Here is a 21,678-nt window from a genome sequence, read left to right as displayed (position 1 = left end):
TATCGATAGCTTGGGGAGATCCTAAAGAGCACAGACAGCAGGTGCAAGCCTTAACATGAGACACTGGAGAGGCAAATTAGCCTCCATACCAGGCTACGGATGGGTGAACGCACCATCTCCCAAAACAATGAAGCAGGCCATTGGCCTGCTTCTGTTGCATGTTGCATCCGGTCAGCCCTTAGCCGTGATTGTGTACAAAACAGGTGGTCAACTGGGCATGGATAGCCTGCATCACATTATGGCGATTGATTACCCCGAGCAGCCTGCCCTCCTCCACCACCGGATAGATCTTGGGTTTCTGTCCCATCATCATCTCCGCCAGGGTGAGGATGCTGGTATCTGGCTCAACCGTCAGTACCTCCTTGCGCATCACATCCTTGACCTGAGCGACCTGCTCACAGTGATAAGCTTCCTTGAGCATCACTGCAATGCAATCCTGCTCGGAGATCCAGCCGATCAAGTGTCCCTGCCCATCCACCACTGGCCCTCCCAACTGATGACTGTTCAAAAATTTCTCGACCGCAGCCTGCACCATCATGTCTGCAGTGAAGGTAATAGGTCTGCTCTGCATATAATCCCTGGCTTTTAGCGATTCCATATCAATTCCCCTATCCATAGTCCAATCAGGCTGGCGTCTTGCGCGTCAGTACCGGCACCACGCACGGCTTGCTCCAAGCATAGCTGGCTCACTGCCGGATGGGTCAGCCTCTCCTCCCCCATCAACCGATTGCATATCTGTTTTCATTGGCCGGCATGGCCGCAGCCATCATCTGTGGCAGATGATCCGCTAACGTCGCCACCACGACAGGATCTACCCGACCCTGAGCCGCCAGTTGTTGCATAAAGGCCAGAGCATCACGAGCAGGCAGCCCACGTCGATAAGGTCTGTCCTGCACCATGGCCTGGAAAATATCGGCTACCCGCAGGATGCGCGCTTCGAGCGCCATGGCGGATGCCGGCAGATGGAACGGATAGCCCTCCCCGTCAGGCTCCTCATGGTGATAGGCCGCCCAGCAGGCTATCTCCTCAAACCCTTCGATATGACGCAGGATCTGGTAGGTTTCGAAACTGTGGGTATTGATGATTGCCCGCTCCTCCGGCGTCAAGCCGGCAGGTTTGTCCAATATTTCATCAGGAACCCTCAACTTGCCGAGATCATGCAACAGCCCTGCAATTTCGAGCATGTCACAATGGACACTACTAACCCCCAGCCGCTCAGCCAGGGCACGCGAAAGACGGCTCACTCCGAGGGAGTGCGTCATAGTGAATGGACTTTTGGCATCAACGATACCCGAGAAGATCCTGGCCAACGCTTTTAGCTCACCATTATCGGTGATGCAGGACTCCCGCTGCCTCAGCATCTCGTGCATGTAATCATTGATGGCTCGCGCCTCCAGTTGCAACCAGAACGCCTCCGAGCGAGAGGCTTGGAGAAAACCATCCAACAGATCGGTGGCAAAGAATTCGTCACGGCAATCCTGCAGGCGAGCACGGATCTCGTGTGTATGCATTAACAATGAGCCATCGCCATAGAATGGGGCAGTCAGCGCATCGCAACGATCCACCAGAAAGATAAGGTTGGCCTGACGAGCAACCTGGGGGTCCACATCGGCCATCTCGCGCAAGAGATGCCAGTGGGTATGATGATAACGGATAGGCAGTGCCAACGGGGCCAGCAAGCGGAAATCCTTGAGCAGCTGATATCCTACCTCGCAGTGACGCTGGGAGGACTCCCAATCGAACTCACTAACCAGATGGTGATGGGTGATGGTCGAGGAGACACCAATATCGTGCAGCACGCCGAGCTCAAACAACAAACAACATTCAGCTGTATCCAGCCCCAATACCCGACCACACTCGGCCGCCATGATCCCGACCCGTTTACCATGGGCCACATCGCCAATTCCTACCAGATCCAGTGACGCAGACAAGGCATAAACGACCTGTCTGAGATCCACCTGAAGCGAGCACGAACCGGCTTCCTGCGCTTTGTTCATGATCCCTGTCCCATGCTGTTTTGTGATGATGCAAGGGTGTCGTTTTACTCCTTGCTACTGATAAATCTAGTCATTAATCCCATGGTTTACCTCATCACGGTTTTGCAAAAAGCAGTGCAAAGAGGCTTATAGAGCCCTTGTATCCCTACTACCGCTCAACCGGGCCTCTTTCACGCGAACAAGACCTGCTGCTCGATGGCATTGCCGGGATACACCCAACCGGCGTAGAAGGATAAAAGCGATCATCGCACAGCATGTGCGAGCAGTCGCGACACCATAAGGTTCCGCACACTGGTGTTAAACAAAGCTCGTTATTGCAGCTAAATGCAGTCGCGCGGTGCTTCGGATGGCTGAAGAGGTTTCAGATATGAAAAACAGGCGAGAGGTTATGCTGTATGGAAATGGTATTCACCTGACAGTTGCCCACAAAAGGGAGTGGTCATACGGCTTCAAACCGGATAACAAAACGGTACCCCTACCGTGTTATCTTGAGTCACCATATGACCACCAACGAGAAAGTAGCACGTCGTAAACTCAGCCTGCTAGAGCTTGCCAAAGAGCTCAATAATGTCAGCAAAGCCTGCAAGCTCATCGGCTACAGCCGTCAGCAGTTCTACGAAATTCGCCGTAATTACCAGACCTATGGCGCCGAGGGATTGCTCGACAAATTGCCCGGCTGTAAAGGGGCTCATCCCAACCGGGTTGCGCCCGAGAGTGAACAGGCCATCCTCGATTACTCCCTCACCAGACCAACTCATGGCCCGCAGCGGGTCGCACAAGAACTGGCTCTGCAAGGCATCAACGTCAGTGCGGGCGGTGTGCGTGGCGTGTGGCAACGGCACGACTTGCTCTCCAAACACGACCGCTTGCTGCGCCTTGAGAAAACGCACCGGGAGCGGACCATTGAGCTCAATGACGAGTAAATTCGCCTGTTCGAGCGTCTCAGCCCAGAGTTTCGAGAACATCAGATTGAGGTCCACTACACCGGAAAACTGGTGGCTGTCGACACCTTCTTCGTCGGCGCGATCCAAGGGGTTGGCAGGTGTATCTGCAAACCGTGCTGGACTGCTACAGCCGCCACGCCTGGGGACGGCTCTACATCAGCAAGCTGCCGGTGACCTCGGTCTATGTGCTCAATGAAACGGTACTGCCGTTTTCCGAGGCCCACGAGGCACGGGTCTATACCATTCTGTCGGATAACGGGCGCGAGTTCTGTGGGCGCCCAGACCATCATCCCTACGAGCTGTTCCTGCAACTGGAGGGGATTGAGCACCGGACAACCAAGGTACGCAGGCCGCAGAGCAACGGCTTTATCGAACGGCTGCATCGCACACTGCTGGATGAACACTTCCGTATCAAGGGGAGGACGACCTGGTATGAGTCGGTAGAGCAGATGCAGACAGACCTGGGTAGCTACCTGGCGCACTACAACACCCAGCGGCCGCATCAGAGCAGGATGATGGAGGGACTGACGCCCTACAGCATGTTCAAGAAGGGTCTGAAATTGATACCGAAGGAAGTGCGCTCTAAAGTAGCGTAAACAAGACACCGGCTTGAGGCCGGTGTCAGGTGATAACTAGATCTGTACACACTTGCGCATGAGGGATACCACCTTTCCCAAACCCATCGACCACCAGCCACTGCGCTGGATAAAGTCACACATCATGGCCTGGATTGACAGCCACAACCGGATCAGTGGCAACGCCTAGCTCCCGCTGGATCACTGTCCACCAGCACTCATAGGCAGCCGCTTGATCCTCAAGCCAGTCATGTTTGTTGTAAACAGCCATCACGCCAGTCAGGGTGTGCCCCAGCATCACTTCGGTGATATGGGGCGACACCCCCAATTCCGATAGCCTGGTCGACAGCGTTCGACGAGCATCATGAATCCGCCAATGGGGGATCCCTAGGCTGCTGCGCAAGCGGCTCACCAACCGATTACATGAGTGGATCTCTAGCGGACCATTCCCCTCCCCCTGACCTGGGAACAGATAGACCGGGTCCACCGACGCCATGGCGGCTCGTTCGAACAATTGCTTGCCCACCGATGTGATGGGGCGGCGGATAGGCCTGCCGGTCTTGCTGATCTCCGCCGGCACGGTCCAGACCATAGACTCGTAATCCAGGTCCTGACGCCTGAGCGTTCTGGCCTCGGAAAGCCTGCCCCCATAGACCAGGCAGAGCAGATGAATCACCTTGTTGCCGGTGCCAGTCCGACTGGCCTCAATGGCCCGCCAGATCTTCGCAACCTCTGGCACCGTCAACACCCGGTGACCGGTCTTAGCGGGAGCGCCAACATCCCTGGCCCGCAGACTCATCTGTTGGGCATGTAGATCGTGCCGCGGCGAGCCTGCCAGTTGAAGCACGCCTTCAATGCCGTGATCACAGCCCGGGTTACCCCTGGTGCCCGCTCACTGATGGTATCGAAATAGCTCAACCACATGTCCATGGTGATCTGGTTGATTGGCCGGTCAGGCAAGCGGTTCTTCACTGACGAGAAGGTATAGCGATAGTATTTCTGGGTGCCTTCTCGGCACTCCCGCATCACGTACTTCTCGAACCACTCATCAAACAAGGCTGCAGGCGTAGGCTCGTCGCCCGAGGCACTGATCCGCGCAACACCGCTTTTGAGCTTATCGGCCTTTATCCGGGCCTCTCGCAAGGTCAGAACCGGGTACCGACCAAGAGAGGTCCGAACCCGCTTCCCGTCGACCACATGCCGAACTTGGAACGCAACTACCCCTTCGGTGAGACCTGGACACTCAACCCATCACCGTCGCTCACTTCGCTCGGGCCAGCATATGGTTTACCATTCACCCCTCGAAGCCAGCTATCTGATAACGCCATTGCTACCCCATTAAAATTTTGTACCACTCTCATGGGGTATTTTGTACCAGATAATGTACCAGCAGGCCATTGAACAACGTCAGGTTTGGGTGAACGATGAAAGTGTCTTCGGAATTTTCACCTCACCAGAACGGCACTAAACCCTGAAAAATCAATCAGAAGCGCGAACACACAAGAACACATGAGCACATCAGCGAAGCAGACCACCCAGCCCACTTACTACTTCCACGACTACGAGACCTTCGGCATCAGCCCCGCCAAGGACAGGCCGTCGCAGTTTGCCGGTATTCGTACCGATGCGGATTTCAACCTCATTGGCGAGCCACTGGTCATCTATTGCAAGCCTCCGGCAGACTACCTGCCGGATCCGGAGGCGTGCCTGATTACCGGTATCACGCCGCAAAAGGCGATGAAGGATGGGCTGTGCGAGGCGGATTTCATTCGCCAGATCCACGAGCAGTTCGCCACGCCGAATACCTGTGTGCTTGGCTACAACAGCATCCGCTTCGATGATGAAGTGACCCGTTATACCCTCTATCGCAACTTCTATGACCCCTATGCCTACAGCTGGCAGAACGGCAACTCCCGCTGGGATATTCTCGACATGCTGCGGGCCTGCTACGCCCTGCGCCCGGAGGGGATCGAGTGGGCGTTTGATGATGAAGGCAAACCGAGTTTCCGGCTGGAGAAGCTGACAGTCGCCAACGGCGTCGCCCATGCCAATGCACACGATGCGCTCTCCGACGTACTGGCCACCATCGAGATGGCCAAGCTGGTGAAAAAGGCCCAACCCAAGCTGTTTGGTTATCTCTTTGACCTTCGCAACAAAAACAAGGTGAAAGCGCTGATTGACGTGGTGACCATGAAGCCACTGGTGCACGTCTCCGGCATGTTCTCTCCTTGGCAAGGTTGTGCAAGCTGGGTCTCGCCACTCGCCTGGCACCCCACCAACCAGAACGCGGTGATCATGGTCGACCTGACCCGCGACCCCACCCCGCTTATAGAGCTCACGAGCGAGGAGATCCGCGAGCGCCTCTATACCAAAAAAGAGGAGCTGGGGGATCTGGCGGGCATTCCGGTGAAACTGGTGCACATCAACAAGTGCCCGGTGCTGGCGCCGGCCGCCACCCTGACGGCGGAGCGCGCCGACGAGCTCGGCATCGATCGGGAGCAGTGCCGCAAGAGCCTGGATCTGCTGCGCGCCCACCCCGAGGTGCGGGAAAAACTGGTGGAAGTATTCAATCAGGAGTTCGCCGGCAGCAATGAGAGCGACCCCGATACCCAGCTCTACGCCGGATTCTTTGGCCATGGCGACAAGTCCACCATGGATCTGGTGCGTACCACCCCCGCGGATCTGCTGGGTGAGCGGGAGTTCGCCTTTACCGACTCCCGGCTGCCGGAGATGCTGTTCCGCTACCGCGCCCGCAACTGGCCGCACACCTTGAGCGAAGCGGAGCAGAAACGCTGGCGCCTGCACTGCAGCGACTACTTCAGCCGCCGTCTGCCGGACTATGTGCCCCGTCTCGAGGCGCTGGCCGAGCAGAACCAGAGTAACGAACGGAACTTTGCGATTCTAAAGAGTCTCTACCACTATCTGGAAGATTTATGAGTTGTGAGTAGTTTCACAATAAATCCTTCCCGCCCGTCCCCTTCTTCAGGTCATAATGACGAAGGGGATTTCCCCAAAAACCAATATCTTGCAACATCCTGAGCGGATGTCTCCCAAGCAAGAGATCTTTTTGGCCGAACGGAAGCCATTTGCTGATGCCTCGTCACCACGCACTGCTCGGATTACTGGCCCTGCTGCCGCTGGCAGCCAACGCCGCATACCGGTTCGATGTGCCGGATTATCTTGCTCGCCTGCCCGAACAGACCTATCGCATCGTAGAACAGAACTTCAACACCCTTTATCAGCAGACTGATTTCACTCCCCTGATCACCAACAGCTACTTCAACGGCTCCCATCTCTACAAGTTTGTCGGGGTACCGCTGGCCATCAGCGCCCAGTCAGGTTTCCAGCTGGAGGTGTTTGGTCAGGTCTATAACCGCGCTTCGCAAGCCTATATGCACCTGAGCGAGGATATGTCCCTTTATCGAGTGATGCGGGTCGATCTGATGGGGAACCCCAATGATCAACTGGCCATCGGTTTTGGTCTGGGGGTGCCCATCACCCCGTTGCTGACCCTCAAGGCGATCGCCTCCGGCAGTGATATCCCGGGCTATGGCTCCGCCAAATACGCTGTCGGTTTTGAGTGGCGTTACTGAAAAACGTGACTGATAACCGCTGATTGAAACAATTCAGGCTCCGTGATGGAGCCTGAATTGTATGTGGTGATGCGGTGATCAGGTGTAGCGGATCACCCGCCCCTCGCCCCCTTGCAGGGTCACGGTTGTGCCGACTGCCTGCCCCTGCCAAAAATCGGTTCCCCCTTCCGGCAGCAGAAACTCCTGTGGTTGCCCCTCCCAGTTGAACAAGCAGAGCAGAGTACCGCCCTCGGGCAGGTTTACTTCGCCGCAGGCAAAGTCCATCGACTCGAAGCGGGCAGAGGGTGCCCGGGCGGCGCAGAGCGCCAGCAACTTGCGCAGTTGTGCCGCTTGCTCCTCATCGAGATCTTGCAGTCGATCACCCGCCAGCATCATGCCGCCACTTGCCACCAGCGCTGCCAGATGGAAACTGTAATCCGCCTTGCTTGCCTGCTGGCTAGGCAGATCACGCAGACAGATGCAGTCGGGGTCGAGGGCCCAGAGCTTGTCATTTTGCCAGGCGCGGCAGAAGGCTTCACGGGCAATCTGGCGATAACGGTGGCCATTGCGCTCTACGTCATCACTCACCCGCATGCCGTGCACCAGCCCAAGGCTGGGCCAGATGGGCGCGTTGCAACCGAGCAGGAAAGCGCCTTCACCAGCACCACGCAGAATGGCAGCCATACCGCGTCGATAGGCTTCAACCCGGGTGGCGGCCGGATCGTGGAAACGGCCACCGTGGATGGCGCCCCAGAAGTTGGCATCGAGTTTGAAGTAGTGGATGCCCCACTGCTCGCGCAGGGTACGAAACACCTGCTCAAGGTGCGCTTGCACCTCGGGGTGTGTACCGTCCAGCACATACCAGGGAGTGCAGCGCCAACCGCCATAGGTGACCCGCTCGGAGGGGAGCGGCAGGCCGTCATCCCCCTTCACAAACCAGTCGGGGTGCTCCTGAAACACCTGTGAACCGGGTTCGGCAATAAAAGGGGCGACCCAGAGAGCGGGCTCGCAGCCAGCCTGTTTGATCTCCGCAGCCAGTGATGCCACCCCCTGCTCGAACTTGGCCGACGGGGTAAGCCAGTCGCCCATTTTGGCCTGATAGCCGTCGTCGATCTGCACATAACGCAGGGCCGGGAAACGCTCGGCACGCACCTGCAGGTTCTCGCGAATATCGGCGGCGCTCACCTCGGCGTAGTAGTGATACCAGGAGCACCAGCCGCTCGGGCGCTCACTTACCTTGCCGATCAGCGAGCCGTGCTCGGCCTCGATCAGCCGTGCCAGCTCAGCCAGCAGATCCTCGCGCTCCGCCCCTTCGAGGCAGATCAGCGCCTCGCTCTGCCAGTGCTCACCGGCTGCAAGTTTTCGCCCTTCGCAGTTCATCAGGATCTGCAAGCGACCATCAGGGTAGAGGCGAAACTCCCCGCCAAAACGGTGACAGCTGGCAAAGGCGAGCAGCAGCCACCCCTTGCCATGCTCCACCAGCAACAGGTTGTGAATGGTGTGATAGTCATTGTCATCAGTGATGCGATAGACGCTGGCATCGGGACAACGGCCGACATGTTGCGGTGATTGCCAGCTACCCATGGTCTGGGCCAGCATCTGGAATCCTTCGCCATAGATGGCGCTCTCCACCGGCAGGCCAAGCTTGCCGTCAAACAGCACCCAGCGCTCAACCGGAGTGGCATCAGCGCCGGTGTTGTCGAGTCGCACCCGACACAGGGGCCCTTCCCACTGACGGGTTTGCAGCAGATGGGGTGGCAACGCATTATCGTTCGCCAGCTGGCGAACGCGGGACAAGAGGGATGTCATCACTACTCCTTGTAGTTCGAAAAGGGTTCTATCAGACAATTTTCAAAAATTGCCAATCAAATCAGCTTCAAATGAACTGATTTCAGTTGTTATTGTTTTAATGCCGCGATCCGCCCTCTCTGGTAAACTGCGATTTTTCTTCCCAGTCGATGAGGTTCACGTGATCGCGCAACGCGCCTTGCTGTACTTTCGTGACTTTATGGTCATCGTCGCCTGCCTGCTGGCAGGCAAATCCGTGGCAGCCATCCTGCCGTTTGCCTTTCCCGGCAGCATCATCGGCATGCTGCTGCTGTTTGTGCTGCTCTCCCTTCAGCTTATAAAGCTGCACTGGGTCGAGCTGGGCGCTGGCCTGCTGCTGCGCCACATGGGCGTTTTGTTCGTTCCGGTCGCGGTCGGACTGGTGGCCTGGCTTGAGCCCTTGCGCCAATCCTTCGGCGTCATCATGCTCTGCATCGTGCTCGGTATCGTGCTGATCCTCGCCACCGTCGGTCGGCTCTACCAGAGGATGAACAAATGATCTTCTGGCTCGCAATTCCCCTGACCCTGGCGCTCTATTTCGCCACCCGCGCCCTCTATCGGCGCCTGCCCTGGCCCATCATCAACCCGGTGCTGGTGCCGACCGGGGTGATCATCGGCCTGCTGCTCTGGTTTGACCTGCCCCTTGAGCAGTACGAGCGCGGAAGCAGCCCCATTACCATGCTGCTGGAGCCCGCCGTGGTGGCGCTGGCGCTGCCGCTCTATCAGCAGGCGCGCCAGATCCAGGCCAAGCTCAAGCCCATCCTAATCTGTACCCTCGCCTCCGTCTTGATCTCGGTGTGCACAACCCTGCTGATCGGTCACTTTATGGGCACAGATCCGGCGCTGCTCGCCTCATTGGCTACCAAATCCATCACCACCCCGCTCGCCATGAGCGTCAGCCAGTCCATCGGCGGCATTCCCGCCATCGCGGCCGCCGTGGTGGTGGTGGTGGGGATTGTCGGTGCCCTGATCGGCTACCCACTGCTCAAACTGCTGAAAGTGACCGATCCGGAAGCGCAAGGGCTCGCCATGGGGGCCTGTGCCCACGCCATCGGCACCGCCACCTCCGCCGAGAAGGGGATCACCCAGGGCGCCTTTGCATCGCTCGCCATGGTGGTATGCGGGATCCTCACCGCAGCCGTTGCGCCCCTCCTTTTTGCCATCTATCACTGGCTCACCTGACCGATGATTAGCCACCCCGACGGCTCTGCAGCGCTGTCGGGGTGCGACCTGCCGCACAATTTGCACAAGACAAACGTTTCCATTACCATCCCCCTCCGTTTGCCCGTCAGGGCGTGAGCCTGCTCACACATTTACCCGAGCTTGCTCCCTACAATGGCCGCCCAATTGGCCTTTGAGGACACACTATGCATCCCCGTTTTGCCAAGCCATTCGATACCCTCTCTGCCCCGCTCAAAGCAGCCGTGCAGCCCATGCTGGATAGTGCCGACTTCAACGCCCGCTTCACGCCGGAGCAAGTCGCCACCCTGAAAGCCGCCACAGGTCTCGATGATCGCGCCCTGCGCCTCGCCCTGTTGCCGCTGGCTGCTGCCTGCTCGGTGGCGCCCATCTCCAAGTTTTATGTCGGTGCCATCGCCTGTGGCCTGAGCGGCACCTGGTACTTCGGTGCCAACATGGAGTTTGCAGGGCAAGGTCTGTTCCACTCGGTCCACGCCGAGCAGTCCGCCATTTCCAACGCCTGGCTGGGTGGCGAGACCGGGATCAGCGAAATCACCGTCAACTACACCCCCTGTGGCCACTGCCGTCAGTTCATGAACGAGCTGAGCACCGCCAAGATCCTGAAAGTCTCTCTGCCCGATGACTTGAGCGCCCTGCAATCCTTCCTGCCCCACTCGTTTGGCCCGGCGGATCTCGACATCACAGATGCGCTGATGAGCCCGCAGGATCACGCAGAGCTTGAGCTTCAAAGCGAAGACCCGCTGTGGCAGGCCGCGCTGGCCGCCGCCCGTCAAAGCTACGCCCCCTACAGTCAGGGCTATGCCGCGGTGGCGCTGCAGTTTGCCGATGGTCGCATCTTCTCTGGCCGCTACGCCGAGAACGCCGCCTTCAACCCCAGCCTGCCGCCGATGCAGATGGCCTGCGCCCATGCGGTGCTTAACGGCGAAGATCTCGCCACCATCCGCCGCGCCGTGCTGCTGGAGAACAAAAACGGCCAGATCAGCCAGCGTGACTCCGCCCAGTCCACCCTCAAGGCGCTGGGCTCCGTCGAGCTGGAGTATCAGGCGGTCTGACCCCGGCTTTGCGTCGATAAACGAAAGCCCCCGCACCTTGGTGCGGGGGCTTTTTTACTGGGCCGTTTAACCGGGAGCGACCGGTGATCTGCACAGTTTGGCGCGGTTGATCACCCAGTCTGACCGGTTGCTGATCAGACAGGTTTCAGCCGCGCGGTGAAGTGGCGCAGCAGCGGCGGCTCGTAGTCAAAGGTGAGCCCGCGAATGTCGCTGGCTCTCGCTTTCACCTCGATCAGGCAGTCGGCCACATAGTCCATGTGATCCCGGGTGTAGACCCGGCGCGGAATGGTGAGACGCAGCAGCTCAAAATCCGCCGCCTCCTGCTTGCCGGTGGCGGGATCGCGCCCCAGCAACAGGGAGCCAATCTCCACCCCGCGCACGCCCCCTTCCAGATAGAGCTCGCAGGCGAGCGCATGGGCGGGGAACTGCTCGGCCGGAATATGGGGCAGCAGCTTTTTGGCATCCACAAACACCGCATGGCCGCCGGTGGGGGTCTGGATGGGGATGCCCGCCTCGGCCAGCCGCTCACCCAGATAAGCCACCTGACTGATGCGATAGGTGAGATACTCCTCATCCATCCCCTCCCTCAGGCCGATGGCGAGCGCCGCCATATCCCGCCCGGCGAGGCCGCCATAGGTGACAAACCCCTCCATCGCCACGCAGCGCACCTGCACGGCGCGAAACAGGTCGAGATCCTCTTTAAAGCAACACAACCCGCCGATATTGACCAACCCGTCCTTTTTGGCCGACATGGTGAAGATGTCCCCCAGCGCAAACATCTGGCTCACTATCTCCTTGATGCTGCACTTTGCATAAGCCGGATCCCGCTCCTTGATAAACCAGGCATTCTCGGCAAAGCGGGCGGCGTCGATCACCACCGGAATCTGGTGACGATGGGCCAGCGCCGAGACCGCCTCCATATTGGCCATGGAGACCGGCTGACCACCGGCGCTGTTGCAGGTCACCGTGATGATGATGCCGGCCACGTTGTCGGCCCCCAGGGTCTCGATGGTGTCGGTCAGGCGGGGAAGATCAAAATCCCCCTTCCAGGCATAAGGGGCCGTGGTGTCGAGGGCTTTCGGGGTGAGCAGGTTGATGGCCCGCGCGCCAGCCAACTCCACGTGGGCCTTGGTGGTGTCGAAGTGGTAGTTGGAGATAAAGACCGGCGCCTTGCCCTTGCAGCGCTTGACCAGCTCGGGGAAGAGGATCTGCTCGGCCCCGCGCCCCTGGTGGGTGGGCATCACATGCTGATAGCCGAAGATATCGCGCACTGCGCGCTCCAGCTCTACGAAGTTGCGGCTGCCCGCATAGGCCTCATCCCCCATCATGATGCTGGCCCACTGACGGTCGGACATGGCGCCGGTGCCGCTGTCGGTCAGCAGGTCGATATAGACATCCTCGGCCAGCAGCAGGAAGGGGTTCCAGCCAGCGGCCTCGAGGGCGGCACGGCGCTCGGCGCCAGTGGTCTGTTTGATGGGCTCGACCATCTTGATACGAAACGGCTCGGGTATACGACGCATATAAGACTCCTCACCGGCGCGGGGCCAGCGTGTTTGAAATCGGGATTGGCAAAGAGGCCGGGGCGATCAGGGTCGTCCGGCTGACAAATTCAAACGGCGGGTGCCGCCAATCAGCGGTGAGGAAAGTCGAAGGTGAGAATGGGATCCCGGGTATACCAGTGGGCGAGCAGGCAAGCGGCCCGGGGCGTAGCTGTCATGATTGGCATCACTCCCCTCCATATCGGTTGTAGACAGTCGGTGGCCAACAAGATCCATTGATGGATGCTGCCAACGGGCAGCCTCGCCACGTTAACGGCTGGTTAATTAGCAAACAAGGGGCGCACCGACGGGCTGTGCGCCCGCTCACAAAGTGGGCATCTGCGCGGCAAACAGGCAGTGAGGTTGATCCGCCCGCCCCCCCTGTTCGTTATTCTCCCTAGCCACACGCCACATACCCCATCAGCCAAGGCCGGAAGCCATCATGCATCGCAAACCCCATCTCCCCGAGAAGATCTGCCCCGTCTGCCAGCGCCCCTTCAGTTGGCGGCGCAAGTGGGCGCGCAATTGGGAGGAGGTTCGCTACTGCAGCGAACGCTGTCGCCACGCTCGTCACAGCAGTCAGCAACCTGAGGGAGATCGAGTCTGATGGAACTTCGCCTTGTTCTCGGCGATCAGCTGAACGCCGGTCACAGCTGGTTTCGCACGCCGGATCCGGCGGTCTGCTATCTGATGGCGGAGCTGCGCCAAGAGACCGATTACTGCCGCCACCATCGTCAGAAGGTGCTGGCCTTCTTTGCCGCCATGCGCGCCTTCGCGGCAGCCCTCACCCAAGCGGGCCACCGCGTCTGTTACCTGACCCTTGATGAGAGTGCCCGCTGGCCCGATTTGCCTAGCTTGCTGGAAGCTCAGCTCGAAGCACATCAGGTCAGCAGCTTTGCCTGGCAGAGCCCGGACGAGTGGCGCCTCGCCAGCCAGTTGAAAAGCTGGGCGGCGGGTATTGCCATCCCTGCCACCGAGGTGGAGAGCGAACATTTTCTCACTCCCCGCGATGGCTGGCAGCGCTACCCCCACAGCCGGATGGAGTTCTTCTACCGCGCCCTGCGCAAGCAATACAGGGTGTTGCTCGATGAGCGCGGCCAACCCCTTGGCGGGCGCTGGAACTTTGATGACGAGAACCGCGCCAAACTGCCGGCGAGCCAACCAATCCCGGCCCCCCTCACCTTTGCCAACAAGGTGAGCGAGATTGACGCCATGCTGACCCGCCACGGGGTCAGCACCATCGGCGAGGCGGATGTCAGCAAGCTGCCGTGGCCCATCACCCGGCGCCAGAGTCGCGATCTGCTGGCCCATTTTCTCACCCACTGCCTGCCTCACTTTGGCCGCTATCAGGATGCCCTGAGCGAGCGGGGCTGGAGCCTGTTTCACAGCCGACTGTCGTTTTCCCTCAACAGCAAGATGCTTCATCCGCTTGAGGTGATCCGCGTCGCCGAGACCCACTGGCAGGCCAATCAGGCCACCATCACGTTGGCGCAGGTGGAAGGTTTTATCCGCCAGATCCTCGGCTGGCGCGAGTTTGTCCGTGCCCTTTACTGGGAGAAGATGCCCGACTACCAGCAGACCAATTTTCTCGTGGCCAACCGGCCGCTGCCCGGTTTCTTCTGGAGCGGCGAAACCAGGATGGCCTGCGTGCGCCACGCCATCAACCAATCCCTTGAGCACGGTTACGCCCACCATATCCAGCGGCTGATGGTGACCGGTAACTTTGCCCTGCTGGCGGGGATCCATCCTGACGAGGTGGATGCCTGGTATCTCGGTATCTATGTGGATGCCATCGAGTGGGTGGAGCTGCCCAACACCCGCGGTATGAGCCAGTTTGCCGACGGTGGCCTGATGGGCAGCAAGCCCTACGCCAGCAGCGGCGCTTATCTCGAGCGAATGGGCCACTACTGCAAGGGGTGCCACTATCAGGTCAAAGCCCGCCACGGCGACGGAAGTTGCCCCTTCAACAGCCTCTATTGGCACTTTCTCTGGCGCAATCGGGACAAACTTGGCGGCAATCCCCGCCTCGCCCTCCCCTATGCCAACTGGGATGGCCAACCGGCAGCGCAGCAGCAGGCCATTCTGGCCACCGCGGAGCAGTACCTGATCAAGCTGGAGCAGTTGTAAGCGGGCCATGTCCCTCACAACATCACAGCGATTTACGCTGGCAATCAGGCTTGTCATCGCACCAAACACCAGCCTGTGGCTGGCAGGCAGACGGAGATCCCAATCCTGCGCAGAGCGGTTGAATATCCTGTGGCGGCTGATTATGGTGGTGGCCACATCAGGAGATCAGTCAAGGAAAGACGATATGGAGATAGTGGTTCTCGGTGGCGGCGTGATTGGAGTAACCAGCGCCTGGTATCTGGCCAAAGCGGGGCACAAGGTGACCCTGCTGGAGCGACAAGGTGGCGTCGCCCTTGAAACCAGCCATGCCAACGCCGGGCAAATATCACCCGGTTATGCGGCCCCCTGGGCGGCTCCCGGCATCCCCCTCAAGGCGGCCAAATGGATGTTGCAAAAGCATGCCCCCTTCACCGTGCGCCCCACTGCTGATCCCTTCCAGCTGCGCTGGATGCTGAAGATGCTCGCCAACTGCACACCGACCGCCTATGCCACCAACAAGGGGCGCATGGTGCGCCTGGCCGAATACAGCCGGGACTGTATGAAGGCACTGCGCGACGAGTTGAGCATCGATTACGAAGGGCGCCAGCTCGGCACCCTGCAGCTGTTTCGCAGCCAATCCCAGCTCGATGCCAGTCAGCGCGATATCGAGGTGCTGGAGGAGTACGGCGTCCCCTACCAATCCCTCGATGCCAGCGGCTGCGAGGCGGCAGAGCCTGCACTGGCGCGGGTACGTGGCAAAATCGTCGGCGGTCTGCGCCTGCCCGGCGACGAGACCGGCGACTGCTTCCGCTTCACCAAGGCCCTGGCCCTTGAAGCCGAGAAGCTCGGGGTCAAGTTCGTCTTCAACTGCGACATCGACGAGATTGAGCAAGCCCGCGGCCGCGCCGTGGCGGTGCGGGCGGGCGAGCAGCGCTATCGCGCCGATGCCATCGTCTGTGCGCTGGGCAGTTATGCCACCGGTTTTCTGCGGCCGCTGCTGCGCCCGCTCGGGCTGGAGCTGCCGGTCTATCCGGTCAAGGGCTACTCCCTCACCCTGCCGATGATCAACGCCGAGGCCGCGCCGCGCAGTACCGTGCTCGACGAGACCTACAAGGTGGCCATCACCCGTTTTGACGAGCGGATCCGGGTCGGCGGCATGGCGGAGCTGTCGGGCTACAACCTCGCCTTGAATCCGAGACGCCACGACACCCTGGCGATGGTGGTCGGCGATCTCTTCCCCGAAGGGGGCGATATCAGCCAAGCCGAGTTCTGGACCGGCCTGCGCCCCATGACGCCGGACGGTACCCCGCTGGTGGGGCCCAGCCCCATTCCCGGTCTCTGGCTCAATACCGGCCACGGCACCCTGGGCTGGACCATGGCGGCCGGTTCGGGTCAGCTTCTGTGCGATCTCATCAGCGGCAGCGAGCCCGCCATCAGCGATGAGGGGCTCACTCTGGCTCGTTACGGCTAAGCACCTAAGCTGTCGGGCTGTTTCACTCGCCAACTACGCCCAGCAGAGGACGTTCTCAACCGCTTTATTGACAGGCCACCGCCAAAAACGGTGGCCTTTTCGTCTGATGTTGACCTTCTCCTTCCCCGTCTACCTGAGCGGTGCTCTGGCTGCCGGTTAATGCAGCAAACGGCACAGAATATTGCGCAATTCGACTTGCGCAAGCCGCCACAATCCGTAATGTGGATAGACGCATTTTTCGCAGCGCATATTTTTTAAATAGCCTGTAAACCGCTTGTAAACAGGCGTCGCCAGACAAGGGGTTACGGGTGTCACCGCGAGTTTCTTTAGCATCAATCCAGGGTAGGACATTATGAAAAAAGTAGGTTTGGTCGGTTGGCGTGGCATGGTGGGATCGGTTCTGATGAGCCGGATGCAGGAAGAGCAGGATTTCGCCCATATTCAACCCACATTCTTCACCACCTCCCAGGCCGGTGAGGCCGCTCCCAACTTCGGTGTCGATGCCGGTACTCTGCAAGACGCCTTCGATATCGAGGCGCTGGTCAAGCAGGATATCATCATCACCGCGCAAGGCGGCGACTACACCAAGGATGTCTATCCGCGCCTGAAAGCCGCTGGCTGGCAGGGTTACTGGATTGACGCCGCCTCCTCCCTGCGGATGGAGAAAGACGCCGTCATCATTCTGGATCCGGTCAACGGCGACGTCATCGAGCAGGCCCTGAACGATGGCATCAAGACCTTCGTTGGCGGCAACTGCACCGTCAGCCTGATGCTGCTGGCCCTCGGCGGCCTGTTCAAGGCCGATCTGGTGGAGTGGGTGAGCGTGGCCACCTATCAGGCTGCCTCCGGTGGCGGTGCCCGTCATATGCGCGAGCTGGTGACACAGATGGGGATGCTGCGCGACGAAGTGGCGGTCGAGCTGGCAGACCCTGCCTCCGCCATCCTCGACATCGAGCGCAAGATCACCGAGAAGACCCGCTCCGGCACCCTGCCGGTGGACAACTTCGGCGTACCGCTGGCCGGTGGCCTTATCCCCTGGATCGACACCAAGCTCGACAACGGCCAGAGCCGTGAAGAGTGGAAGGGTCAGGCCGAGACCAACAAGATTTTGGGTATCGAAAACGCCGTCATTCCGGTGGATGGTTTGTGCGTGCGGATCGGCGCCCTGCGCTGCCACAGCCAGGCGTTCACCATCAAGCTGAAAAAAGATGTGCCGCTGGCGGAGATCGAAGAGCTGCTGGCTGCCCACAACGACTGGGTGAAAGTGATCCCCAACGATCGCGACATCACCGCTCGCGAGCTGACTCCAGCGGCCGTTACCGGCACCCTCAGCATTCCGGTGGGCCGTCTGCGCAAACTCAATATGGGCCCTGAGTATCTGGCCGCCTTTACCGTGGGTGACCAGCTGCTGTGGGGCGCCGCCGAGCCGCTGCGCCGCATGCTGCGTATCCTGCTGGCGCGCTAATCCGCTACAGCAGCAGAGACAACAAGGGCGGGGAGTCACACTCCCCGCCCTTTTTTATTGCCTGTTTTTATGAGCCGTTTAGCGGGTTTGCGGCCTTGCCATTACTTGAGCAGGATACGCTGACAGCCGCTGTAGATCTCGGCCCGCCCGGGGCGGCAAAAACCCACCAGCGTCAGCCCGGTCTGCTCGGCCCGCTCGACCGCAAGCTCAGTGGCGGCCGAAATGGCAAGCAGGATCTCGACCCCGGCGCTGGCGCACTTTTGCACCATCTCGAAGCTGGCGCGGCTGGTTACCAGAATGGCGCCATCCCGCCGACCGCTGCGGCACAGATGGCCCACCAGCTTGTCCAGCGCAATATGGCGCCCCACATCCTCACGGATGGCGAGAATATTGCCCTCACCATCCAGATGCACAGCCGCATGGGTGGCGCCGGTACGCTGACCCAATAGCTGGAGCGGGCGCAGCGCGCTCAGCACCTTGTCGATATGGCCCACCGCTAGGCGCTGGCTGTCGGGCAAGCTTGGCTGGGTGCGGATCACCTGCTCCAAACTCTCGCTGCCGCAGATACCGCAACCGGTGCGGCCCGCCATGGTGCGCCGCTTCTCTTTAAGGCGATGGACGCAGCGGTTGGCCAGGGTGATATGCAGCTCAATCCCCTGACAGCCCTCAATCTGCTCGATGTCGTGGATATCGAGCAGGCTGTCGATGATCCCCTCGGATAGCGAAAACCCGATGGCGAAATCCTCCAGATCGGAGGCCGAACACATCATCACGCTGTGAGCGATGCCGTTGTAGACCAGCGCCACCGGCGTCTCGGAGGGGAGCGCCATTTCGCTGTCGCAGGTCAGTGCATCGGCGCGGTAGTGTACCACCTCGCGGTGGATGGCGCAGCGGGCCAGCTCGTTCTGCGCCTCAAGCTCCAGTGCCTCTCTCATGGTGCGACCCCGTCAATGATCTCGGGATCTCTGGCCGAAATGCCGAGCCGCTTCATTTTCGAAAGCAAGGTGGTGCGCTTCATACCGAGGCGGTTGGCCGCCCCCCGCTCGCCAGCGACGATGCCGTTGCAGTCGCGCAGGGCAGCGATGATCGCCTCGCGCTCATCAATCGGCCCCTCCTCGGCAAAGAGCGGCGTGGCGGGCTCGTCATAAACCAGGGTCTCAATCTTGTGATAACCCTTGAGTGGCATCAGCTCATCGGGCGAGAGGTTGAGCACATGACCGCGGGTCATCACCACGGCGCGCTCGATAACGTTCTCCAGCTCGCGGATATTGCCGTACCAGGGGAGCGACACCAGCATCTTCATGGCATCGGCGGGGATCGAGGTGATGGTGCGACGCATCCGCTTGGCGATCTTCTTGATAAAGAAATTGACCAAGAGCGGAATATCCTCGCGCCGCTCGCGCAGGGGGGGCAGCTCGATGGGAAAGACATTGAGGCGGTAGTAGAGATCGCTTCTGAAACGCTTGTTCTTGACCATGGAGAGCAGATCGCAGTTTGTGGCGGCCACCAGCCGCACATCCACTGCGATGGGGTTGCTGTTGCCGACCCGCTCCAGCTCGTGCTCCTGCAATACCCGCAACAGTTTGGGCTGCAAGTCCAGCGGCATATCCCCCACTTCGTCGAGGAACAGGGTGCCTTTGTGGGCCCGCTCGAAACGGCCGATCCGCTGGGTCAGGGCGCCGGTAAAGGCCCCCTTTTCGTGGCCAAAGAGATCGCTCTCGATAAGGCCGGTGGGAATGGCGGCGCAGTTCACCTTCACCATCTCGTGATCGTGGCGAGCACTCAGGGCGTGAATGGCCTGGGCGATCAGCTCCTTGCCGGTACCGGTCTCGCCGAGGATCAGCACGGTACTGTCGCTCTCGGCCACCAGCCGCACCTTCTCCAGCACACTCTCCATCACCGCGCTCTGGTAGATGATGTGGGGGAACTCCCCCTGCATCTGCGGCTCGTTGATGCGAATGGTCTTCTCTTTGGCGCCGTTGGTGTTGGAGATCTCCTGCTGGGCCTGCACGTTGTTCATGGCAATGGCCGTGCGCGCCGCCACCTGTTCCAGCAAGGAGATATCGATATCGGCAAAGAAGTCGGCGTTGGGATGGGAGAGGATCAACACCCCCAGCAGGTTGCCCCGATAGCGCAGCGGCAAAATGCAGGAGCTGTCGGCATCGGGGGGCAGGATCTGGGAGGTAAAGCGGCAGCGATTACTACAGCCGTGGCCGTGTTCGCGATAGACAAAAAACGGCTCGCTGTGGCCAAGGGCCCCCTGCAGGCACTTCTTTTCAAAACAGGAGTGATCGATGATGCCCGGCTGCTCGCTCTGGTGCTGATTGACCAGATAGCTCTTGAAACTGTCGGAGGTGGCGTTGTACTCCGCCAGACACAAGCTGCTGATGCCGAAATGGTGATGCAGGATGGTAAACAGGCTCTTGGGCAGCTCGGCAATGCGCACCAGTTTGATCACCGCGTTGGTCACATCCACCAGAATTTTGCAGCTGTCGCGCTCAAGACGCAGGGAATTGGCCTGCTCCAGGGTGCGCTCCTTGTCGAGTACGTTCTCCAGCGCAATTGCGATAATGGCCGCCAGCTGGGTCAGCTTGGCGAGTGTCTCCATGGTGAAGCTCTCGAGCTGGGTGTTGATAAACTCGACCCCGCCCAGATGACTGCGGGCGGTGGTAATGGGGAGCTGGCAGTAGGAGCGCAGCCCCCCGTAGACCCCTTCGCGATCCAGCGCCGGGCAGCGATTCTCAAAGCGGGCGGCAGCGAGAATGATGGCCTGTTCCGGGGTCTCTTTGGTAGGACGGGGGGAGAGGTGCAGCTCTGCCTTCGGGCAGACCAGATGCTTTGGGCCGGAATGTCCCATGAAGTAGAAGATGGCCTCCTCGTCCGCACCCATGTTGAGGATCAGGTTGACCCGGGTCACGCCGCCGAAGCTGGCATCTATCTTGTTGAGTTTGTGGATAAAATCATCGAGCGTCACGGCCGACAGGAGGGATTTGGAGAGCAGGAGGAAACCGTCGTCCCAGATGGGAGAGATCTCGTCCAGGGGGATGGCACTCACATTTAGCATTGCGGCCTCACGTTATATCGATTTAGTCACCAGTCAGGCTGTCCATGCCATCGCATCACGACAAGCACCCGTCACCAAAATAAATAGCCGCAGCCCGTAAAAATGGCTGCCAATAAGAAAAGCGGTGACGAAAATTGTCGCATGTTGCAATTCCAGAGTTATTATTAACGAACGACAACAAAAAGTAACATCGTTATCGGGGGATATATTGGAATGGCGACTCATCATAGATGAGCTCAAATTTCATTACAATCCGATTTAATATATCTGATGACCATATTTAACCGGTTATTTCATCAGTTCTTGATCTCAATTAAGGCGCCCGAAAAGTGGGCCGCCGTCAACTGTCAGATCTGCCTCTCCTCTTCGCTGACTGCGGGTTTCGAGATGGCATTTGCTGCCCATCCATCAGCAATTTACGAAGTGATGATCCGGCTGTGGCAGCACTTCAGGCCACCGAAGATAAAGAGGGCCGACAGGCTCTGGAAGGCCATCAGCAACCAGCTGGCGTTGTCGGCAAGCTCGGCGGTGACGCTCTGGTGCGTGAGGTAGATCAGCAGGGTGATCACCCCCAGCAGCAGGCCGTTGATCAAGGTGGTGGAGATAAACCCGATCAGCCAGGCACTGGAAATACTCAAGGCAGAAAATACGCTGCTCATGGCAAGCCGTGCCGCCATAAAACAGCCGAAAAAACCGAAGCCGAGCAGAAATATCATCTCGTCGCGCCAAATATAGCAACCTATTCCCAGCAATATCGCCGCCAGATAGGTGCCAATATAGAAAAGTCCGAATAAGCGACCAATTTCATGTTGCATCATTTACTCCCCTTTTTTTGGGTAATAAAAGGGTGCCCGACTCGATAAATCC

17 protein-coding genes and 3 pseudogenes are annotated in these 21,678 nt (G+C 59.4%); 11 read left to right on the top strand and 9 right to left on the bottom strand.

Annotation, left to right across the window (positions count from 1 at the left end):
- Nucleotides 1-178 precede the first annotated feature (178 nt).
- On the bottom strand, nt 179-598 hold the full coding sequence (locus G5193_RS02375) for a CBS domain-containing protein (RefSeq protein ID WP_227342797.1): 420 nt from the start codon (nt 596-598) through the stop codon (nt 179-181).
- Between the two features lie 121 nt (nt 599-719).
- On the bottom strand, nt 720-1,997 hold the full coding sequence (locus G5193_RS02370; protein WP_421204864.1) for an HD domain-containing phosphohydrolase: 1,278 nt from the start codon (nt 1,995-1,997) through the stop codon (nt 720-722).
- Nucleotides 1,998-2,217: 220 nt separating this feature from the next.
- On the opposite strand from G5193_RS02370, the pseudogene G5193_RS02365 reads away from it, so the two are divergent.
- Together G5193_RS02365 and G5193_RS02360 are read left to right on the top strand one after the other, a co-directional pair.
- Nucleotides 2,218-2,362 (top strand): annotated as a pseudogene (locus tag G5193_RS02365) (IS5/IS1182 family transposase); the annotation flags it as partial.
- 135 nt (nt 2,363-2,497) lie between these two features.
- Nucleotides 2,498-3,537, top strand: a pseudogene (locus G5193_RS02360) (IS481 family transposase).
- Between the two features lie 115 nt (nt 3,538-3,652).
- On the opposite strand, the gene G5193_RS02355 reads toward G5193_RS02360, so the two are convergent.
- Complete coding sequence (locus G5193_RS02355; protein ID WP_421204863.1) at nt 3,653-4,255, bottom strand: site-specific integrase; 603 nt, start codon at nt 4,253-4,255, stop codon at nt 3,653-3,655.
- Nucleotides 4,256-4,311: 56 nt separating this feature from the next.
- Nucleotides 4,312-4,731: pseudogene (locus G5193_RS02350) on the bottom strand (hypothetical protein); the annotation flags it as partial.
- Between the two features lie 294 nt (nt 4,732-5,025).
- Here G5193_RS02350 and sbcB point away from each other — a divergent pair.
- Nucleotides 5,026-6,453, top strand: a complete 1,428-nt coding sequence (gene sbcB / locus G5193_RS02345; protein WP_421204862.1) for an exodeoxyribonuclease I — start codon at nt 5,026-5,028, stop codon at nt 6,451-6,453.
- 155 nt (nt 6,454-6,608) lie between these two features.
- Nucleotides 6,609-7,109, top strand: a complete 501-nt coding sequence (locus tag G5193_RS02340; RefSeq protein ID WP_005360277.1) for a hypothetical protein — start codon at nt 6,609-6,611, stop codon at nt 7,107-7,109.
- Nucleotides 7,110-7,187: 78 nt separating this feature from the next.
- Here G5193_RS02340 and G5193_RS02335 read toward each other — a convergent pair whose 3' ends face one another.
- Nucleotides 7,188-8,897, bottom strand: coding sequence for an alpha-galactosidase (locus G5193_RS02335; protein ID WP_421204861.1), 1,710 nt, complete (start codon nt 8,895-8,897; stop codon nt 7,188-7,190).
- A gap of 160 nt (nt 8,898-9,057) precedes the next feature.
- On the opposite strand from G5193_RS02335, the gene G5193_RS02330 reads away from it, so the two are divergent.
- The 3 genes from G5193_RS02330 to cdd all read left to right on the top strand — a co-directional run bounded on the left by G5193_RS02330 (nt 9,058) and on the right by cdd (nt 11,167).
- Complete coding sequence (locus G5193_RS02330) at nt 9,058-9,414, top strand: CidA/LrgA family protein (RefSeq protein ID WP_005333279.1); 357 nt, start codon at nt 9,058-9,060, stop codon at nt 9,412-9,414.
- The gene (locus tag G5193_RS02325) at nt 9,411-10,097 is read left to right on the top strand and encodes an LrgB family protein (RefSeq protein WP_216962535.1); all 687 of its coding nucleotides are present in this window, start codon (nt 9,411-9,413) and stop codon (nt 10,095-10,097) included. Before G5193_RS02330 ends, G5193_RS02325 begins: the two co-directional genes overlap by 4 nt.
- 185 nt (nt 10,098-10,282) lie before the next feature.
- The gene (cdd, locus tag G5193_RS02320; protein ID WP_005333283.1) at nt 10,283-11,167 is read left to right on the top strand and encodes a cytidine deaminase; all 885 of its coding nucleotides are present in this window, start codon (nt 10,283-10,285) and stop codon (nt 11,165-11,167) included.
- A 134-nt stretch (nt 11,168-11,301) separates the two neighbouring features.
- Here cdd and G5193_RS02315 read toward each other — a convergent pair whose 3' ends face one another.
- A complete protein-coding gene (locus tag G5193_RS02315; protein WP_421204860.1) occupies nt 11,302-12,687 on the bottom strand; it encodes a tryptophanase in 1,386 nt (461 codons plus the stop codon).
- A 460-nt stretch (nt 12,688-13,147) separates the two neighbouring features.
- Here G5193_RS02315 and G5193_RS02310 point away from each other — a divergent pair, with 460 nt between their 5' ends.
- From G5193_RS02310 to asd, 4 genes are all read left to right on the top strand, one after another.
- Complete coding sequence (locus G5193_RS02310; protein ID WP_421204859.1) at nt 13,148-13,312, top strand: DUF2256 domain-containing protein; 165 nt, start codon at nt 13,148-13,150, stop codon at nt 13,310-13,312.
- Nucleotides 13,312-14,832 (top strand): cryptochrome/photolyase family protein, encoded by a 1,521-nt coding sequence (locus G5193_RS02305; RefSeq protein ID WP_421204858.1) that lies wholly within the window; start codon nt 13,312-13,314, stop codon nt 14,830-14,832. The genes G5193_RS02310 and G5193_RS02305 overlap by 1 nt, the downstream gene beginning before the upstream one ends.
- Before the next feature lie 142 nt (nt 14,833-14,974).
- Nucleotides 14,975-16,282, top strand: coding sequence for a D-amino acid dehydrogenase (locus tag G5193_RS02300; protein WP_421204987.1), 1,308 nt, complete (start codon nt 14,975-14,977; stop codon nt 16,280-16,282).
- Between the two features lie 352 nt (nt 16,283-16,634).
- Complete coding sequence (gene asd / locus G5193_RS02295) at nt 16,635-17,747, top strand: aspartate-semialdehyde dehydrogenase (protein ID WP_421204857.1); 1,113 nt, start codon at nt 16,635-16,637, stop codon at nt 17,745-17,747.
- 101 nt (nt 17,748-17,848) lie between these two features.
- On the opposite strand, the gene fdhD is transcribed toward asd, so the two are convergent.
- From fdhD to G5193_RS02280, 3 genes are all read right to left on the bottom strand, one after another.
- The gene (gene fdhD / locus G5193_RS02290; protein ID WP_421204856.1) at nt 17,849-18,682 is read right to left on the bottom strand and encodes a formate dehydrogenase accessory sulfurtransferase FdhD; all 834 of its coding nucleotides are present in this window, start codon (nt 18,680-18,682) and stop codon (nt 17,849-17,851) included.
- Entirely contained in the window at nt 18,679-20,811 is a 2,133-nt protein-coding gene (locus G5193_RS02285) for a sigma 54-interacting transcriptional regulator (RefSeq protein ID WP_421204855.1), read from the bottom strand. The genes fdhD and G5193_RS02285 overlap by 4 nt, the downstream gene beginning before the upstream one ends.
- A 416-nt stretch (nt 20,812-21,227) precedes the next feature.
- Nucleotides 21,228-21,626: a hypothetical protein gene (locus G5193_RS02280; protein WP_064337654.1), complete on the bottom strand. Its 399-nt coding sequence runs from the start codon at nt 21,624-21,626 to the stop codon at nt 21,228-21,230.
- Between the last annotated feature and the right edge of the window lie 52 nt (nt 21,627-21,678).

Origin of the sequence: Aeromonas sp. 601027 (assembly GCF_049174455.1) — a bacterium.
GTDB lineage: Bacteria > Pseudomonadota > Gammaproteobacteria > Enterobacterales > Aeromonadaceae > Aeromonas > Aeromonas veronii_A.
Note: the sequence above shows the minus strand (reverse complement) of the source record. Positions and strands in the feature narration are given on the sequence as shown.

Coding starts and splice junctions, on each gene's coding strand:
- G5193_RS02305 (WP_421204858.1), top strand. CDS start 13,312: ATGGAACTTCGCCTTGTTCTCGGCGATCAGCTGAACGCCGGTCACAGC.
- G5193_RS02285 (WP_421204855.1), bottom strand. CDS start 20,811: ATGCTAAATGTGAGTGCCATCCCCCTGGACGAGATCTCTCCCATCTGG.
- G5193_RS02280 (WP_064337654.1), bottom strand. CDS start 21,626: ATGCAACATGAAATTGGTCGCTTATTCGGACTTTTCTATATTGGCACC.
- G5193_RS02375 (WP_227342797.1), bottom strand. CDS start 598: ATGGAATCGCTAAAAGCCAGGGATTATATGCAGAGCAGACCTATTACC.
- G5193_RS02315 (WP_421204860.1), bottom strand. CDS start 12,687: ATGCGTCGTATACCCGAGCCGTTTCGTATCAAGATGGTCGAGCCCATC.
- sbcB (WP_421204862.1), top strand. CDS start 5,026: ATGAGCACATCAGCGAAGCAGACCACCCAGCCCACTTACTACTTCCAC.
- cdd (WP_005333283.1), top strand. CDS start 10,283: ATGCATCCCCGTTTTGCCAAGCCATTCGATACCCTCTCTGCCCCGCTC.
- asd (WP_421204857.1), top strand. CDS start 16,635: ATGAAAAAAGTAGGTTTGGTCGGTTGGCGTGGCATGGTGGGATCGGTT.
- fdhD (WP_421204856.1), bottom strand. CDS start 18,682: ATGAGAGAGGCACTGGAGCTTGAGGCGCAGAACGAGCTGGCCCGCTGC.
- G5193_RS02370 (WP_421204864.1), bottom strand. CDS start 1,997: ATGAACAAAGCGCAGGAAGCCGGTTCGTGCTCGCTTCAGGTGGATCTC.
- G5193_RS02340 (WP_005360277.1), top strand. CDS start 6,609: ATGCCTCGTCACCACGCACTGCTCGGATTACTGGCCCTGCTGCCGCTG.
- G5193_RS02335 (WP_421204861.1), bottom strand. CDS start 8,897: ATGACATCCCTCTTGTCCCGCGTTCGCCAGCTGGCGAACGATAATGCG.
- G5193_RS02300 (WP_421204987.1), top strand. CDS start 14,975: ATGGTGGTGGCCACATCAGGAGATCAGTCAAGGAAAGACGATATGGAG.
- G5193_RS02325 (WP_216962535.1), top strand. CDS start 9,411: ATGATCTTCTGGCTCGCAATTCCCCTGACCCTGGCGCTCTATTTCGCC.
- G5193_RS02310 (WP_421204859.1), top strand. CDS start 13,148: ATGCATCGCAAACCCCATCTCCCCGAGAAGATCTGCCCCGTCTGCCAG.